Genomic DNA, 17,265 nt, shown 5'->3' with positions numbered 1-17,265 from the left:
CTCCCCGAGGCGAGCGGTCAGCCCTGCCCGAGCAGGCCGAGCATGCCGGAAACGGCTGCGGGCCAGGTGAATTCCTCGGCGCGGCTGCGGGCGGCCCGGCGGCGTTCGGCGGCCGGGCGGGACAGCACGTCGGTGACGGCTTCGGCGAACGCCCGGGGGTGGTCTGCGGCCACCGCGCCGGCTTCGGCGGTGATGATGTCGGCCAGCGCCGAGGAGCGGCTGACCACGACCGGGGTGCCGGCGGCGAGGGCTTCGAGTGCGGCCAGGCCGAAGGTCTCGTGCGGGCCGGGGGCCAGCGAGACGTCGGCGGTGGCCAGCAGGGTGGCCAAAGCGGTTCTGTCGTCGATGAATCCGGCGAAGTGGACGGTGGGGCGGCCGTCCGGGAGCGGTGGGATGGTGCGGGCGCGGCGCTCGAGGGCGTCGCGGCGGGGGCCGTCGCCCGCGACGACCAGACGGGCGTCGAGGCCGCGGCGACGCAGTGCGCTCACCGCGGCGATGCTGCGGTCGACCCGTTTCTCGACCGAGAGGCGACCGCAATGCACCAGCAACGGGTAGTCGTCGGCGCCGAGATCGGTGCGCAGGCGATGGTCGTGGCGGTCCGGCCGGAACATGTCCAGATCGACGCCGAGCGGGACGAGTTCGACGTTCTCGACGTCGATGCGGTGGAACTCCTCGCGCGCGAACTGGGTGGTGCAGACGACGACGTCGTAGTCCTCGGCGGTGCGGCGGTTGGCGGCGTCGGCGGCCCGGCGGGCGATCGGACCAGGCAGGATCTGGCCCAGCAACCGGTCGAGACGCTCATGGGAGATCATCACGCCCGCGATGTCGCGGCGGCGCGCCCACCGGCCGAAGCCACGCAGTGTCAACCGGTCCGACACCTCCAGCACATCGGGCCGCAGCCCGGCCAGGGTGTCGGCGACCCGGCGCGGATCCGCTGCCCGGTAACCGCCGGTCCACGGAATCTGCGGGGCGGGCACCGTGATCCGCAGTACCCCGGTCGGCAGCAGCTCCTCGGCCCGCTTCGGCCCCGGCACGACCAGCACCACCTCGTGCCCGGCGGCGGCATATCCCTCACCCAGGTGATGCAACGCGGTGCGCAACCCACCCGACCGCGGACCATAGAAGTTCGCCAGCTGAACGATGCGCACGTGGCCGATCGTGCAGGGCAACGGGTTACCGTCGGCACCCCCGGCGCCAACACCACATGAACACCCGCGAAAGACCCAGCGAACCCGGCGTAGTCGGCACCCCGCACCCGCCCACGTGAACCTCACACCCCGAACCCCGCACGGCCCAGACCACCAAGATCGGGAAGCCCGCAGCACGCAATTCCGGGCAAATCTCCAATACGCCGCGCACCCGTGCTCGGTCGTCATGCACCAGTGCGCGGCACTGCCGCTCGGCGACAGCGGCCTGTGCGCGGCGATCCTCCGTCGCCATGCTGCGCGGCTGCGCGACGCTGTAACGGCCCGGGCGCCGCAGCGGCAGCCGCGGGGCATCGATACGCGTCCGAGTGAGGGTTGACTGGTAAGGGCTCGTATTCAAGTGGTCTGAATTCGTCTGCGGGGTGAGCCCGATGCAATCGCCGCTAGTAGGTGCGCCACCGATGGGGCTGTGGCTACGTCGGCTGCCACGCCGCCGGCTGCCGCTTGGGCCGGCTGCGTCATCCTGCTGCACTGATACGAGATGCCTTATGTGGGCACCTTGGATCCGGTCGAATTCGACGTAACACATTGCGCTGCTGGGTAACTGCCGAGACAGGCCGGCGTGTTCGAGGGGAAATGCAACTGGTCGGCGGAGTGGGATAGTGGTCATGACCCCCGCCCGTGCAACGTCTGATGAGCCGTCCGGGCGCCGGGGCAAGAGGTGGCCATCGTGATCATCATGACGGCCCTTCTGTCTGAACGTCCTTGGACCGTCATGGGCACAACGCCATTGGTATCCGGGTCAGAAGCAGTTATGAGTGGATGCGCGTCGCGACTACGGTGAAGGTCACACTTCCGACGATGACTGCGCCGCCGGTCGCCAGGAGGAGCAGCCCCAGGGGCGAGTGTCCGGTGACATCGCCGAGCAGAGACCAGATCGCGGCGCGCAGGGCCACCGTGGCCGGAATTCCTAGTGCGGCGGCCATGGCGGCAGCGCGGACTGCGCGATGTATCCGGTTCGGCCGCGGGACCGGGGCTATGAAAACGAGGACGTGGTTGCCGAGCATTGCCATTCCGAAGAACCCGCTGGTGGCGACGACGATTGCGAAGACGATCAGCAGCGGGTCGGTCCACCGCTCACCGATGGCTTGCGCGGCTGTGACCGCTGCCCCTGCAGACACGGCCGCCGCCGCTAGGACGGCGATGTCGTGACGGCGGGTGAACGCTGCGGCTGACCTGTAGCGGGAGGGACGGACAATGGCCCGGCCACCGGTGAGCAATGCGGCCAGAGGTTCGATGTCGTCGACCCAATCACCATCGTGCCCTCGCTCGGATACTAACAGTCGCAGCGCTTTTCGCTGCAGCATCAGCCCAGCGGCGGTGACGCCCGTGAGGACACTGAGTGCGGCGATCAGCACCGGCGTGGTCGTCGCGGTCCAAGCCGTGCGCTCGGCGTCGACCGCGACCGCGATCCAGTCCGTCGTCGCAGTCATTGCCACGAGCCCCGTACTCGCGGCTGCGGTCCGTGCCAGCTGTGCGACGCGGAAGGCTGGTTGTGGTTGACCGTTGCGCCACAACAGCATTCGCAGTGCCATCAGCAACAGCACTGCTGGTACCACGAATTCGGTGAACGACACCACCACGTCATACGGGTCGGCTTGCCACGGGCTGGCCGCCCGCACGGTCTTGGCCTGCGTCGTGGTCCATGCGAAGGCGACGAACCCGGCTCCTGCCACGAAAGAGGCCATCAGCGCCGCACCCGTGACACCCCGGACCTGGCTGCCGACCGATACCACCTGTTCATCCGTCACCGCTACCGCTCCCTTCTGACCTGACGAGCCGATCAATCACTGCATAGTACGCACTGCGTACTACGTGGCGCGAGCTACGCAATGTGTACTAGTCTGCCGGGAAGGGGTCGAACGAGGAGGTTCTGATGCTCGCCAACGACGCACAGGTACTGGTGTTGTGCGCGCTTGCCGAGGGGCCGTTGCACGGCTACGCGATCAATGCCGCGATCGAGCACTTGGTCGGTGAGCGGCTGGCGGCCGGCAGCCTGTACGGCGCGCTGGCACGGCTCGAAGCCAAAGGATTGATCGAAGCGGTGGATGGTGTCGGGCGGCAGCGCCCGGTTCGCCTGACCCCGCAGGGCACCGCGTTGCTGGAACGGGAACTGCGTGCCATGGCCGAGGTGTCGAGGACCGGATTGCGGCGTCTGGGGGTGAGCCCGGCGTGACCAGCTGTACGCAAATCCTTGTGCGGTTGTTGTATCCGCGGCCCTACCTCGACCGGTGGGGTGAGGACCTGTGCGACGCCGCGCGTTCCGAAGGGTGGCGGTCCTGGCCGAATCTGGTGGCGAGCGCGGCCGCAATCTGGCTGCAACCGGCGATCTGGCCGCCTCGTCACCGCGGGCAGCGCACCGCCCGCGCGTCCGCGATGGTCCTCGCGGTCGCGGGCTGCGGATGGTTCATCGCGAATCTCATTACCGAGGACGCCGACCCCGTCCTCAGGCAGGTGCTGCGGGGCTGCGCAGCGGCCCTGCTGGTGGGGTGCGGGCTGGTGACACCGTTGCCACACCCGAACCGGACCGGGCTGGCTGCGGTGGTACGGCGGTCCATGCGATATTTCGCTGTTCCGGTGGTCCTGGTCGCCACCGTGGTGATCACCGTGCATGGCGGTGTGCTGCCCCGGATTCCGCCGGTGCCGATCCGGCTGGCTGTCGTGTCGTTGTGGTGGATCGGTTGGCTGCTGGCCGTCGGCGCAGGTTCACGAGTCCTGGCCAACCTCGGCCCGGACACCGTCATCGCACCGAGTCGTCGGCGAGCCGGTGCCGGCGGCGTGGTCCTGGCCGCGGTCGCCGTGATCACCGGCGCGGTCTTGCTGATCTTCGCTTTCTCCGGTGCCCGATTCGATCCGTTCGCAGCCATCTGCGGTGCACTCACGCTGGTGTTCGGGGTCGCGGGAACCGCAGCGCTCTGCGAGCTCCCATCTCTCGCAGACGACTAGCCACAGCCCTCACGCACACGAAATCCCGCTTCCCGCAACCGAACAGAAAGCTCAGGATGCGACTCGCCGATCCCCTCTATGCGCTTTACACCCGCCGGCTGCGCCGCCGACTCGATGGCGCATCATTGCCGCGCCACATCGGGCTGATCATGGACGGCAACCGCCGCTGGGCCCGCAAACAAGGGCTGCCCGATGCCCGGATGGGGCACCGCTATGGCGCCGAGCACGCCGAGAACGTGCTGCGCTGGTGCGAAAACCTCGACATCCGCCACGTCACCGTCTTCCTGTGCTCCACCGAGAATCTGCAGAGCCGACGCAACGATGAGATCGAATTCCTCATGCGTGTGGTCGAGGACCTGGTCACCGACCGGCTCGGACGTCCGGATTCCCGGTGGCGACTGCATATTGCCGGATCGCTCGACCTGCTGCCCGATACCACGGCCGCAGCGCTGAAACAGGCGATCGAGACCACCCGCGCCTGCGACACCGGCGCGCACGTCACGCTCGCGATCGGTTACGGCGGCCGTCAGGAAATCATCGACGCGTTCCGCGATCTGCTCTACGAAGGTGTCAGCCACGGCAAGACGACCGGCGAGATTGCCGACAACCTGACCGCCGACGACCTCGCCGCACACCTCTACACCGCTGATCAACCCGATCCGGACCTGGTCATCCGCACCAGCGGCGAACAACGCCTATCCAACTTCCTGCTGTGGCAAACCGCTTACGCGGAACTGTATTTCTGCGAAGCATATTGGCCCGCCTTCCGCGAGATCGATTTCCTGCGCGCGCTACGCAACTACGCCGACCGCCACCGCAGATATGGCGCCTGAGTACCTCGCCGACCGTGACGTGTGCCCCGACACCGGGCGGGCCCGGTTGTCCTACGACCAGGCCCGCGACCTGATCGCTGCCGCCACCGCCGTCGATGGGCCCGGGACCGGATGGGACCTGCACGAACTTCGGCACTCGGGTCTTACCCATCTCGGCGAGGCCGGCGCGAGCCTGTTGGAGTTGATGGCAAAGTCCAGGCACCGCAAGCCGGAAAACCTGCGCCGCTACTTCAAGCCGTCACCCCAGGCCATGCGCGACCTCACCAGCTTCATCGGCCCAGGTGCAGATCGCCGCCGGTGACCTGACCAGCGATTACGCCATATCCGCCCGAAATTCGGCGATTGCTACAGAACCCCTGTAGTCGCCGATGTTGCCGCGCGGGCGGCCTGGGTATGAGGTAGTTGGCCGCGACTGGTCTGGCCGCTTGACCTGCTGGGTGGGCGGATCTAGCGTTCGGGGATGGCGTTCAAGCGGATCGATCGGCGGACGGTGCCGGACACTGTATTCGAGCAGCTCGTGGGCGAGGTGCTGGATGGAGAGTTGGCGCCGGGGGCGGCCTTGCCGGCCGAGCGGGCGCTGGCGGAGACGTTGGGGGTGTCGCGGCCGACGGTGCGGGAGGCGCTGCAGCGGTTGGCGCACACGGGGCTGGTCGAGGTGCGGCAGGGTGGGTCGACGACGGTACAGGACTTTCGGCGGCACGCGGGGCTGGAGATGTTGCCGCGGTTGCTGATCCGGCAGGGGGAGCTGGACCACGCGGTGGTGCGGTCGATCCTGGAGACGCGGCGGGTGCTCGGGCGGGAGGTGGCGGGGCTGGCCGCCGAGCGCGCCGGAGCCGGGCTGGCCCAGGCGCTGCACGCGGCGGTGGAAGCGCTTGCGGCGGAACGCAATCCGGTGACACAGCAGATGTCGGCGGTCACCTTCTGGGATCACCTGGTGGATGGTGCGGATTCGATCGTGTACCGGCTGCTCTACAACGATCTGCGCGCGGTGTACGAACCCGCGGTGGAGGCGCTGGCGGGGGTGATGGCGGGTGAGGTGGGCAGCATCGATCGCTACCGCGGGCTGGCCGAGGCGGTCATCGCGGGCGACGCCCAGGAGGCGCGGGCGGCGGCCGATGCCCTCCTGGCGATCGCGGCGGAGTCGTTCGACTCATTTCTGCGGCAGGCTCGACCCGGCGTGTAGGAAGCCCGCTTGCGCCGGGACGGCCCACGCGTAGGAACCTGCTCGCGCCGGCCCGGCCCACGCGTAGGAACCCGCCCGCACTTGCCCGGCTGCCGCGTGTAGATCGTCGCGCGTACCGAGCCCTACCCGGCGACCGTTGGGCACAGCTGACAGATCCGGACGACGGTCTTGTGTTTCGACACTGGATCGATATATTGGTCTGACCACTTGGCCATCAGGCCAAGATCATCTGTCTGGACAAGGCGGTACCTCTATGACGCCCCCTCTGCAATCGGAACGCGAGGATCGCGCCGAGCGCCTGGCGGTGGTTGCCCCGGCCGTGCTGCTCGAGCAGGCGCGGGAAGTGCAGCCGGAGTGGGCTGCGCTGACGGTCGCCCAACGGGTCCAGGCGCTCGGGTCGCTGCCGCAGCTGCTGTTCGACCGGATGGACCGGATCGCGGAGGAGATCGTCGCCGAGAACGGCAAGCCACTGGCCGAGGCGCTGGCGCACGAGGTCGTCCCGGCGATCGCCCTGGCTCGCCATCACCTCGACAGTGCCGTCGCCACCCTGGACGCGACCCGCATCAGCTCGGCGACCGTGCCGCATCGGAAGGCGCTGCGCACCCATCGGCCCTACGGGGTCGTGGTCGCCATCGCGCCCTGGAACTTGCCGTTCCTGATTCCGTTCAGTCAGGTGCTGCCCGCATTGATCGCGGGGAATGCGGTGGTGCTCAAGCCTTCCGAGCTCACGCCGCGGGTCACCGAGGCGCTCGTCGAGCTGATCTCCGACTGCGGTTTGCCCGCGGGGGTGCTGCGACTGGCGGTCGGAGACGGGGCGGTCGGTGCCGAGTTGATCGCCGGGCGGCCGGACAAGGTGCTGTTCACCGGTTCGGTGGCCACCGGGCGGACGGTGATGGCGGCGGCCGCGCGCTTCCCGATTCCGGTCGGGCTGGAGCTGGGCGGGATCGACGCCGCGATCGTGCTCGACGATGCCGACCTGGAGTTCACCACCTCGGCGGTGGCCTGGGGCGCGAATTTCAATGGGGGACAGGCCTGTTGCTCGATCGAGCGAGTGCTGGTGCACGACTCGCTGCACGACGCGTTCCTGGTCCGGCTCGAGGACAAGGTGCGGCGCATCGACACCGGACGGGATCTGGCGCCGGCCATCGATGAGCGCCAGCAGCGGGTGTGGGAGCGTCATCTCGCGGCGGCGCGGCAGGGCGGCGTGCAGGTGCGCGGCGGAGAACCGTTGCGGGATCGCCAAATCTCGCCCGCGCTGGTGAGCGGTGCAGGTGTCACGACGGCCGAGGTGTGGCGGGAGGAGACGTTCGGGCCGGTGGCGGCGATCGCCCGGTTCGGGTCCGACGACGAGGCCGTGGCGCTGCACAATGCGACCGAGTACGGGCTCACCGCCAGTGTGTTCTCCGCCGATGTCGGGCGCGCCCGCGCGCTGGCGCAGCGGCTGCGGGCGGGCGCGGTGTCGATCAATGATGTTGCGGCGACCATGTATTCGACACCGGAGCTGCCGTGGGGCGGGGTCGGCGGGTCGGGCTTCGGCCGCTCGCACGGGGTCGACGCGCTGCTGGATGCGAGCTGGGTGCAGGTGGTGGAGCTGCCGCGCGGCCCGGCGTTCGGGCCGAAGCGGCCCTGGTGGTATCCGTACGGGCCCGAACTCGAGGACGCCATGCGGGCGCTGGCCTCCGGCGCGGTCACGCCGCGGGCAGCGGCTCGGCTGCGAGGATACGGGCGGGCCGGTCACCTGCTGCTGGGCATGCTCAGCCGGCAGCCGAAACTCTGAAGGACGGGAATCGGTGAACAACCAAGTCATGACCGCGATCGCCCAGAACGTGCCGCGGCTGCGGGCGGGGGCCGATCACGTCGAATCGTGGTTCGTGCGCGCCAATGACCCGCATTCGCCGCGCGCGGTGTGGATCAAGGCGACCGTGCTCACCGCGCGCGACGGGACCGCGGTGGCGCAGGCGTGGTGCAGCGTCTTCGACGGGCAGCGCACGCACGCGTGGTGTCTCGATATTCCCTTGGCGGCGGCGCGATTCGAGGCGCACGCGATCGGGCAGGACGTCACCGTGGGTCCGTTGACCCTGTCGTTGACCGGGAACGGCGGTACGACCGGCGGCACATTGTCCGATGCCGCGCAGACCGTCGCCTGGGATCTGGGGTTCAGCAAGGTGGCCGGCCTGGGTGAGCCGATGTCGCTGCTGCCCAGCGACCGGTTGCTCGATACTCCGGTGCCGAACAACAAACTGGTGACCCCGTTTCCAGTGCTGACCTGCACGGGCCGGCTGGAGTGGCAGGGCAAGCGCTGGGACCTGAGCGGCTGGCACGGGATGCAGGGCCACAACTGGGGCCGCGAACACAGCCCCGAATACGCCTGGGGCCAGTGCGTTTTCACCGATGCCGGGGGCGGCGAGCCCTTCGCCGTGATGGAGGCCGCCTCGGGCCGCACCCGTATCGCGGGCCGCACCTCGCCGCTGCTGTCCATGCTGGTCATCCGCCGCGGCGACGAGGAATTCCGGTTCGACCGGATCGTCGACCTGTGGCGGCAGCGCCCCCGGCTCGACTTCCCCGCATGGACCCTGCGCATGCGCGGCCGCCACGGCACCGCGGACCTGCGCATGCACGCCGAGCCCGAGCAGATGGTGTGCCTGGCCTACCGGAACCCGGCGCGCGACACCAGCTACTGCCTCAATTCCAAGACCGCCGCCGTCTCCGTGCATGTCGCCCCGATCAACGGCAATGCCTTCGAGCTGCGCAGCCCGCACGGCGGTGCGCTGGAATTCCTTGTCCCGCACCCGGTTGCGTCGGTGTCCCCGATCGTCTGAGAGAGCTCGCTATGCCTTTGACCTTCTTCGAGACCATGCGCGGCGAGCTCTACGATGCCGACGGGCTGGCTCATCACGTGGCCATGGATCTGCGCTGCGAATCCGGGCACGCGCGCGGATTCGTCACCAATGGGCGCGCCCGCATCACCGGCACCATCCGGGCGCTGCCGTGGGCCGACGGCGCGGCGGTGCTCGGCACCCTCATCGCGCTACCGGTGACCAAGCGGCTGATGAGCTATGAACTCGAGTTCCGCGACGACGACGGCCGCGCCTGGCAGCTGAGCGGTCGCAAGGATGTGCGCTGGCTGCGCGGCGCGCACGCCGGCCTGACCAACCTCGCTACCACCCTGTCGTGCGAGGGCGAACAGGTCGCGCAGGGGCGAATGCAGTTCTTCGCCAACGACTATCCGAGTTTTCTGCGCTCGTTCCAGCCATGGGTGTCGCTGCGCGCCGACCTACCCGAGGGTCGCCATCCGGAGGGGATACTCGGCCCGGGCCATCGCGAGACTCTCGCAGCGCTGGCCGAGGTGCTGATCGAACCGGGCGGGTCGGTGCCACCCGTCGGCACCGCCACCATCGACAGGGTCGACACCTATATCGGCAATATGACCCCGCTCATGCAATCCGGGCTGCGGGCGGCACTGCGCGGCCTCGATGCGGCGGCGCGCGCCAGGCACGGCAAACGCGCTGCGACGCTGACGGTTCCGCAACGCCGGGCCCTCGTGGAGGAGGCCCGGCGCGCCGGCGCCCTACGGCACGCGGTCGATGCCGTCGAGACTCCGTTGCGGATCGCGCATTTCGGTGACCGCCGCTATCTGGATGCGATCGGCGCGCCACGTTATGACGAGCCCGTGCTCGAGCAGCGGCCGGGCTGGATGGCCAACGTCACCACCCCGACCGAGCTGTCGCAGCGGGAGACGATCGACTGCGATGTCGTGGTGATCGGCACCGGCGCGGGCGGTGCGGCCGCGGCCGCCCGGCTCACCGAGCACGGCCTCGGAGTGGTGATGGTCGAGGAGGGCGACTACGCCGGTCGCGCACAGTTCCGCGGGGATCTGGGAGAGCGCACCCAGAAGTATTGGCGCGATGGCGGATACAACCTGGCACTCGGCAATACGGTGCTCGGCGTCAGCACGGGCCGGCTGGTGGGCGGGACGACCGCCATCAATTCCGGCACCGCCTTCCGCACCCCGGACGCGGTGCTGCGGGAATGGCTGGATCTCGGCTTCCCCGGCGACTTCACCCCCGAGGCGTTCGCGCCGTACCTGGACGAGGTCGCCGCCGAACTGGGTATCGGCCCCGCCGATCCCCGCTATCTGGGCCGGGTCGCGGAGATCATCGGCGCGGGGGCGGACACCCTCGGCGCGGCGCACGGTCCGCTGCCGCGCAATGCGGTGGGCTGCGACGGGCAGGGCCAGTGCGTGCACGGCTGCCCGACCGAGGCCAAACGCTCGAGCAATGTCAGCTGGGTGCCGCGGGCGTTGAAGGACGGTGCGCAGCTGTTCACGAATCTGACCGTCACCCGAATCCTGTTGTCGGGCAGCCATGCCGCCGGTGTGCTGGCCGAGGGCCAGGACGCGCACGGCGCGCCGCGGACGGTGGAGATCCGCGCCCGCGCGGTGGTGATCGCGGCCGGCGCGCTCATGACGCCGCTGCTGCTGCGCCGCAACGGCCTGACCCTGCCCGCGCTGGGACGCCACCTGTCGGTGCATCCGTCCCTGGGCGCGGTGGCCATGATGCCGACGCCCGGAACGCCGTGGTCGGGGATCCCGCAGGGCTATCAGGTGGAAGGACTGGGCGATCCGCTGGTCACCTTCGAAGGCGTGGCCATCCCACCGCAATTCGCGGCCGGCACGCTGCCGTTCCACGGTGCGCGGCTCACCGAATGGATGAACCGCTGGACCCACACCGAGCAGTTCGGCGCAATGGTGCGTGACACCGGCACCGGCAGCGTGCATCACGGTCCGGGCGGGCGGACCCTGATCCGCTATCACCTGACCCCGCGCGTCCAGGCCGCGTTGCAGCACGCCTGCGCGAGCCTGGCCGAGCTGTTCCTGCGCGGCGGGGCGGAGGCGGTGGCGTTGCCGATCGCGGGGACCCCGCCGATCCGCACCCTCGATCAGGCCCGCACGGTCGCCGAGATCCGGGTGAGTCCGCGGCAATTCCGCATGATGGGCCCGCACCCGCTGGGCACCGCCCGGATGGGTCGTGATGCCCGGACGGCGGTGGTGGATTTCGGCCATCGGGTATTCGGCACAACCGGTCTGTATGTCGCCGACGGTTCGGTCGTCCCGACGTCACTGGGGGTCAATCCGCAGGTCACCATCATGGCCTTCGCGCTGCGCGCCGCCGATCTGATTGCAGCCGACCTCAATTGACCGGATTCGCCTCGTCACCCCTCTGGCGCACCACCTGTGATCTTGGTAGAGATTGGTGTAAGCACAAAAGGGGTGATCCGGATCATTCCGGAGGATGGGGACGAATCAATGGGTGCCAGAGCCGAACTGGAACGGGAACTGGGTGGGTCGCTGGCCGCGCTGGATCTGCTGACCGAGGCCGAGACCGCCGATCTGCTGGCGATCTTCCAGCAGGCGCAGCGCACCGAGAACATCGCCATGGTCGAGGCCGTCGACAAGACCGTCGGCGCGCTGCCGTGGCCGTTGCGCACGGCCGCCAAGAAGATCATGTTCGGCAACAAGCTCGGGTAGGGGCGATGAGCGACCTGGTCACCCGCGCGCAGATCACCCTGCTGTCGCGGACGCTGCACGTCTCCGAGGACAAGCTCGCCCATCTCGAGAAGCTCGGCGCCGCCAACCTGCACGAACTGCAGGAACGCATGGCGCAGGTGATGTTCGCCGAGCACAATGCGATCTTCTCGCGGTTGTCGCTGCTGGTGCCGATCATCCCGCTGAGTATTTCGCTGCCGCTGGTGCAGAAGTTGGTGCCGCCGGTGATGGCCGGTCGCGCCGCGGGTGCGATCGGGGTGGATCACCCCCGGAAGGCAGCCGAAGCGGTCGGCATGCTCGATCCGGGCTATGCGGCCGAGGCCGCGCCCTACATGGATCCGCACAGCGTCGGACAGCTGGCCGATATCGCGCCGGCCGGGCCGGTCATGCAGATCATCAACGAGCTGCTGCGGCGCGGGGACTACATCACGGCGGGACCGTTCCTGGCCTATGCGACACCGGATCTGGTACACGCGGTCGAGCGCGACGTGCACGACGACGAGGGCCTGATCCGGTCGGCGTCCTACTCGTTCTCGGGCGAGAACATCAGCGTGATCATCCGGCACCTGCTGACCGGCGAGGGGCGGCGGGTTCCGAAACTGGCCCGCACTATCCTGCAGGGCTCCAAGGAGTTGCGGCTGGCGGCGCTGTCGGTGTTCGCGCGCTGCGACACCGATGTGATCGTGGCGATCGGCGACATCCTCTTCGATGTGGGCTCGGCCGACGAGATCGCCGATCTGATCGAGACCTTCATTTCCGCCGGGGCGGTCCCGGAGACGCTGCGCTTCGCCGGGCAGCTGAGTCCTGCGGCGCTGGACCTGCTCGCGGCCAATCCGATTCTGGCCGAACCGGAGTCCATCGACGCCGTCGCGGGCGCGGCCGACGGCAGCAGCGAGGCCGCGGTCTGGCGGGGTCTGCTGGAGCTGGCCGAGCGCACCGAGCCGGGCATCGCGCGCCGGATCGGCGGGGCCATCTCGCATTTCGACACCGCGACGCTGACCGGGCTCCCGGGGCTGGCGGCGACCGCGCACCTGTGGCCGCCGCTGCTGAAGGTCCTCGCCACCGCCGAGCCGGACGCGCAGTCGCGGATCGGGGAACTGTGGTCGCCGCTGCCGGCTTTGGAGCGCAACGAGATCGAGCAGCGCATCGCCGATCTCGGCCTGGGCGAGCAGTTGACGACACTGATCGCAACATTGCAGCTCACGCAATAATGTCGCCGACGCTGTGGCCCCGGCGACATTCGAGTCGCTGGGGGCCGCAGCGGCTTTCGGTACTGACGGACGACGCGGTCACCGCCCGGGCGCGCGGTCCGTCACTGCCCGCGCAGGGCCTCGATGCTGCGTTCGAACGCGGCCGCACCATGTCCATCGGTGACCTGACGGTCCACCAGGGAGGCGATCCCGTCGAGCGGTTCGGCGGTGATTCCGGCATCGAATGCGGCTTGACGCAACGTGTCCAGGGCGGTCTTCGTGAAGACCAGGTCCTGGAAGACGTCGCTGGTGTAGTCGCCGGTGTCGATGATGCGGCCGTAGGCGGGCAGCGTCCGGAACATGGCGGTCACCCATGCCGCCGCGCGAGTCGCGAACTCCGAGGCCGGAACTCCGGCCGAGCCGACCAGGGCCGCGCCCTGGAAGAACCCGCCGAACATGGCGTACATGGTCGACAGCAGCGCGAAATCCCAGAGCGCGGCCAGGCCCGCGTCGGTGCCGAAATATTCGGCCGAGCCCAGTAATTCGAGGGTGGGGCGGTGGGCGTCGAAGATCGTCTGCGACCCGCTGTAGAGAATGCTCGAGCCCTCCGCCCCGATCATGTCCGGGACCGCCATGATCCCGCCGTCGAGGAAATCGATGCCGTGCCCGGCCGCCCAGGCCGCCAGTTCCCGCGACTGTTCGGGTGAGGTGCTGGTGAGATTGAGCCAGTGTCTGCCGCGGAGCTCCGCCGCGATCGGATCGAGCGTCTCGTGCACGGACGCGTGATCGAGCAGCACCGTGACGACCAGCTCACCGCCGCCCACCGCCTGCCCGGCCGTCTGAGCGGAAACCGCGCCCGCGGCAACCAGTTCGGCATCCTTCCCGGGCGTCCGATTCCACACCGTGGTCGCCACGCCGGCCTTCAGGAACGCGGCCGCCAGCGCCCGCCCCATCGCACCGAGGCCGAGTACGGTCACCGGGCTGTGCTGGATGTTCGTCATTACAGGGCAACTCCTTGTCGCTCGTTGGCGAGTGGTTCCGGCGCGCGCTGAATTCGAGGCTGCCGGTTAGGGAGTCGTCCCACAAGTACGCACAAATAGCTCAGCTACTTACGAAAAGGTTCGTCTCGGAGGTCAGATCTCGGGGTTGCTGAATATTGGCCAGTTTGCCAGTCCCGCCTCCCGGCGCTCGGCGCTACGCGCTCCCGCCGCGTTCGGCTGCGTGCCGCCCGGCGACGCGGCCGAAGGCGAGGGCGTCGGCGATGTGGAAACCGCCGTCCTTGCACCAGGAGTAGGTGGAGCTGACATTGCCCGCTGCGTAGAGGCCGGGGATGACCGCGCCGAAAGGATCGAGGACTTCGGCGTTCTCGTTGCGGCGGGGGCCGCCGTTGCTCCAGGCCAGGATGGGGGCGGCGGTGAAGGCGTAGTAGGGCGGCTCGGACAGGGGTGCGAGAGTCTTTGCGGGGCGGCCGAACTGGTCGTCGTTCCCGGCGGCGCAGGCGGCGTTGTAGCGGTCGACGGTCTGCTGCAGGACGTCGGCGTCCACGTGCAGGATGGCGGCGAGTTCGGTGAGGGTGCCGGCGCGGTGGATCCAGCCCTTGCCGATCTCGGCGCTGTTGTCGGCGCTCCAGTCGTAGCCTTCGATCAGACTGGCCCAGCCGACGGCGAGGCGCTCGCGTCCGGGCACGATCGGGCCTGCGCGGCGGGCGGATTCGTCGAAGACGATGTGCATCGGGGTGGTGGGGAACAGCTGGTAGCTGCCGTTGATGCGGGCATGGCCGTGGCCCAGGGCCACCCGTTCGTTGCAGTAGCGGCGACCGTCGAGGCCGAGGTAGACGAAGCTGTTGGTGTTGGGGAACGCCGTGTAGAACCCGGCTTCGTAACCGGGAGCACGCAATCCGGGCAGGGTCATCATGTTGGACATGTGCCACAGGTCGGCTCCGGCCTTGACCGCCATGCGCAGGCCGTCGCCGGTGGCGGCGGGCGTGCCCCAGACCACCGGGTCGGTCAGGCGCAGGTGATCGCGCACCATCTCCGGGTTCGCCTCGAATCCGCCGGTGGCCAGCACGACTCCGCGGTCGGCGCGGATCCGCAGGGCGCTCCCGTCCGGTGCGGTGGCCAGGACGCCGAGCACCGTGCCGTCGCCGGTGATCAATTCACGTGCGGGCGTCTGCAACCGGACCTCGATGCCGCGGGCGCGGACCGCCTCCGACAGGGCCGCCCACAGCAGTCCGTCACCCATGCGGCCATCGACGCCGATCCAGCCGCACATGACGTCGCTGCCGTCGAGGTCGGGGAATTCCGGTGGCGCGGGCACCGCCAGACCGACCGGGATGCCGAGGCTTTCCATCCACTCGCTGTTGCGGGCGGTCTCCTGCGCCCACACCCGCACCACCGGTTCCGGGATCGGCCGTCCGGCGCTGAGGCTGCGCAGGTAGACCGCGGCCCGCTCGGGATCCCGGTTGTCGAACCAGACCGCGCCCGACACTCGGGTGCTGCCACCGGCCCGGCCACCGGATTCCTTGTCCAGCACCAGCACTCGCGCCCCGGCATCGTGGGCCGCGGCGGCGGCCGCGCAGCCCGCCCCGCCGAATCCCACGACCACCACATCGGCCTCGACATCCCACACCACACCCGAGTCGGCCATGACCGCACCGTCCTTCCATCTCGTCCACCGCGAACGGTCCCAGCCCGTCGCGCCGACCGAAAAGGCCTGTCTCACTCACCGGATACCACCGACGCAGCCACGGGAACTGCCGCCGTCGGCCGCGGTGGTGAAGTGAGCTGCCCACCGCGGGCCGGCGCCGCGGGGCCGGTCACGCCGGGCTGCCGAACCAGGTGCTCGAGGCCTGTTCGAGTCCCTGCGGCTCGGCGGAGGTCCAGGCGACGATGCCGTCGGGGCGGATCAGCAGCGACAGCGGCTCGCGCGGCTGGGCGGGCTTGGCGGTGACGATCCGGATGCGATCCGCCCACGGCTCGACCCGGGCGCGCAGTGCGGGAGAGTCGCTCGGATCCAGCAGCAGGCCACGGCCGTCGGCGAAGTGACCGGACACGCTCGTGCCGTCGGACAGCTCGAAATCGGGTGTGGCCGCACCGACCAGCGGGTCACCGCTGCCCAGGTCGTAGCGGTGCAGCACGCCGGAGAGCTTCTTCACCACCTGCGTGGTGGCCGCCGGGGTATCGAGCAGGTCGGTGGTGACCGCGCGCAGCGCGCGGCTGCGCGGATCGGTGCGCATGAGCGCGATCTGCGCGCGTGTCCAGTCCAGCACCCAGGCGCCGATCGGGTGGCGTTCGCGAGTGTAGGTGTCCAGCAACGCCTCCGGGGATCGGCCGCGGATCACGGCGGCCAGCTTCCAGCCCAGGTTGACCGCATCGCCGATACCCAGGTTCAGGCCCTGACCGCCGAACGGCGAGTGGACGTGGGCGGCGTCGCCGGACAGCAGGACCCGTCCCCTGCGGTAGTCGGGGACCTGACGGGTGTTGTCGGTGAAGCGGGTGGCCGAAACCACCCTGGAGATCTGCACTTTCACCCCGGTGACGCGTTCGAAGCTGTCCTCGAGCTCCCCGGCGGTGACCGGGTTGGTGCGGTCGGCGGGCGGGCCGTCGAGTTCCACGGTCAGGATGCGGCCGGATTGGGGGCCGTTGACGAAGATGCCGGTGGGAGTGGTGTGCCAGCCCAGGGGCACGTTTTCCGCGCCGGTCATCTCGACCAGGGCCTGGCGGCCGGTGATTTCGGGGTCCAGGCCGGGGAATTCGAATCCGGCCAGTTTGCGCACGGTGCTGCGGCCGCCGTCGCAGCCGACCAGCCAGCCGGCGCGCACGGTGTGCCCGCCGCAGTCGACGGTGACACCGACGCCGTCGTCGTCGAATCCGGTCAGCTCGACCCCGCGCCGCACCGGTACTCCGAGGTCGGCGGCGCGGCGGGCCAGGACGGCCTCGATGGTCTGCTGATCGAGAAAGCGGTATTCGGCCGCCGGGCCCAGATCGGCGAAGGCCGGATCCGCGCCGTCGACATTGTCGGCCCACAGCATGATCCCGGCGAAGTGCGCGCCGGCCGGTGTACGCCGCGGCGCGGTGGGAACCGCTGCGCCCGCGAACATCCGGCCCATGCGGGCCAGCGCCGCCTCGTGGGCCGCACGCAGCTCCGGCACCAGACCGCGCCGGCCCAGCGCCTGGGCGGTGGGCACATTGATCGCGCCCGCCTTGATCGTCGTATCCGGTTCGGCGAGGCGCTCGACGACCAGCACGTCGACTCCCGCCACCCGCAGCTCGCAGGCCAGCATCAGCCCGACCGGTCCGGCCCCGGCCACCACGACATCTCGCGTCTCGTTCATGAGAATCACTGTGGTGGTGGCCGATCACCG

At 69.6% G+C, this 17,265-nt stretch carries 15 protein-coding genes; 10 read left to right on the top strand and 5 right to left on the bottom strand.

Annotated elements, in window-relative coordinates:
* Positions 1 to 17 precede the first annotated feature (17 nt).
* Together ACFXIV_RS15445 and ACFXIV_RS15440 are read right to left on the bottom strand one after the other, a co-directional pair.
* Complete coding sequence (locus ACFXIV_RS15445) at positions 18 to 1,148, bottom strand: glycosyltransferase (RefSeq protein ID WP_379396761.1); 1,131 nt, start codon at positions 1,146 to 1,148, stop codon at positions 18 to 20.
* A gap of 809 nt (positions 1,149 to 1,957) precedes the next feature.
* Positions 1,958 to 2,956: a hypothetical protein gene (locus tag ACFXIV_RS15440; protein WP_379396759.1), complete on the bottom strand. Its 999-nt coding sequence runs from the start codon at positions 2,954 to 2,956 to the stop codon at positions 1,958 to 1,960.
* Between the two features lie 125 nt (positions 2,957 to 3,081).
* Between ACFXIV_RS15440 and ACFXIV_RS15435 the strand changes: the two genes are divergently transcribed.
* The 10 genes from ACFXIV_RS15435 to ACFXIV_RS15390 all read left to right on the top strand — a co-directional run bounded on the left by ACFXIV_RS15435 (position 3,082) and on the right by ACFXIV_RS15390 (position 12,923).
* Entirely contained in the window at positions 3,082 to 3,381 is a 300-nt protein-coding gene (locus ACFXIV_RS15435; protein ID WP_379396757.1) for a PadR family transcriptional regulator, read from the top strand.
* Between the two features lie 20 nt (positions 3,382 to 3,401).
* Positions 3,402 to 4,151: a hypothetical protein gene (locus ACFXIV_RS15430; protein WP_379421269.1), complete on the top strand. Its 750-nt coding sequence runs from the start codon at positions 3,402 to 3,404 to the stop codon at positions 4,149 to 4,151.
* Between the two features lie 56 nt (positions 4,152 to 4,207).
* The gene (uppS, locus tag ACFXIV_RS15425) at positions 4,208 to 4,984 is read left to right on the top strand and encodes a polyprenyl diphosphate synthase (RefSeq protein WP_379396753.1); all 777 of its coding nucleotides are present in this window, start codon (positions 4,208 to 4,210) and stop codon (positions 4,982 to 4,984) included.
* Entirely contained in the window at positions 4,974 to 5,285 is a 312-nt protein-coding gene (locus ACFXIV_RS15420) for a hypothetical protein (RefSeq protein WP_379396751.1), read from the top strand. Before uppS ends, ACFXIV_RS15420 begins: the two co-directional genes overlap by 11 nt.
* 159 nt (positions 5,286 to 5,444) lie before the next feature.
* The gene (locus ACFXIV_RS15415; RefSeq protein ID WP_379396749.1) at positions 5,445 to 6,167 is read left to right on the top strand and encodes a FadR/GntR family transcriptional regulator; all 723 of its coding nucleotides are present in this window, start codon (positions 5,445 to 5,447) and stop codon (positions 6,165 to 6,167) included.
* A 253-nt stretch (positions 6,168 to 6,420) separates the two neighbouring features.
* A complete protein-coding gene (locus ACFXIV_RS15410) occupies positions 6,421 to 7,944 on the top strand; it encodes an aldehyde dehydrogenase family protein (RefSeq protein WP_379396747.1) in 1,524 nt (507 codons plus the stop codon).
* Positions 7,945 to 7,957: 13 nt separating this feature from the next.
* Complete coding sequence (locus ACFXIV_RS15405) at positions 7,958 to 8,986, top strand: hypothetical protein (RefSeq protein WP_379396745.1); 1,029 nt, start codon at positions 7,958 to 7,960, stop codon at positions 8,984 to 8,986.
* Between the two features lie 11 nt (positions 8,987 to 8,997).
* Positions 8,998 to 11,364 carry a GMC family oxidoreductase N-terminal domain-containing protein gene (locus ACFXIV_RS15400; RefSeq protein ID WP_379396743.1) on the top strand — a complete coding sequence of 789 codons (2,367 nt, stop codon included), beginning with the start codon at positions 8,998 to 9,000 and terminating at the stop codon, positions 11,362 to 11,364.
* 108 nt (positions 11,365 to 11,472) lie between these two features.
* Positions 11,473 to 11,694: a hypothetical protein gene (locus tag ACFXIV_RS15395; protein WP_357005732.1), complete on the top strand. Its 222-nt coding sequence runs from the start codon at positions 11,473 to 11,475 to the stop codon at positions 11,692 to 11,694.
* Between the two features lie 5 nt (positions 11,695 to 11,699).
* Complete coding sequence (locus ACFXIV_RS15390; protein WP_379396741.1) at positions 11,700 to 12,923, top strand: hypothetical protein; 1,224 nt, start codon at positions 11,700 to 11,702, stop codon at positions 12,921 to 12,923.
* A gap of 101 nt (positions 12,924 to 13,024) precedes the next feature.
* On the opposite strand, the gene ACFXIV_RS15385 is transcribed toward ACFXIV_RS15390, so the two are convergent.
* The 3 genes from ACFXIV_RS15385 to ACFXIV_RS15375 form a co-directional block, all read right to left on the bottom strand.
* Positions 13,025 to 13,903 (bottom strand): NAD(P)-dependent oxidoreductase, encoded by an 879-nt coding sequence (locus tag ACFXIV_RS15385; RefSeq protein ID WP_379396739.1) that lies wholly within the window; start codon positions 13,901 to 13,903, stop codon positions 13,025 to 13,027.
* A 193-nt stretch (positions 13,904 to 14,096) separates the two neighbouring features.
* On the bottom strand, positions 14,097 to 15,548 hold the full coding sequence (locus ACFXIV_RS15380) for an FAD-dependent oxidoreductase (protein WP_379396737.1): 1,452 nt from the start codon (positions 15,546 to 15,548) through the stop codon (positions 14,097 to 14,099).
* Between the two features lie 169 nt (positions 15,549 to 15,717).
* Positions 15,718 to 17,235, bottom strand: a complete 1,518-nt coding sequence (locus ACFXIV_RS15375) for an FAD-dependent monooxygenase (protein ID WP_379396735.1) — start codon at positions 17,233 to 17,235, stop codon at positions 15,718 to 15,720.
* Between the last annotated feature and the right edge of the window lie 30 nt (positions 17,236 to 17,265).

The sequence above is a fragment of the Nocardia sp. NPDC059236 genome, from assembly GCF_042754085.1.
Classification (GTDB): Bacteria; Actinomycetota; Actinomycetes; order Mycobacteriales; family Mycobacteriaceae; genus Nocardia.
Note: the sequence above shows the minus strand (reverse complement) of the source record. Positions and strands in the feature narration are given on the sequence as shown.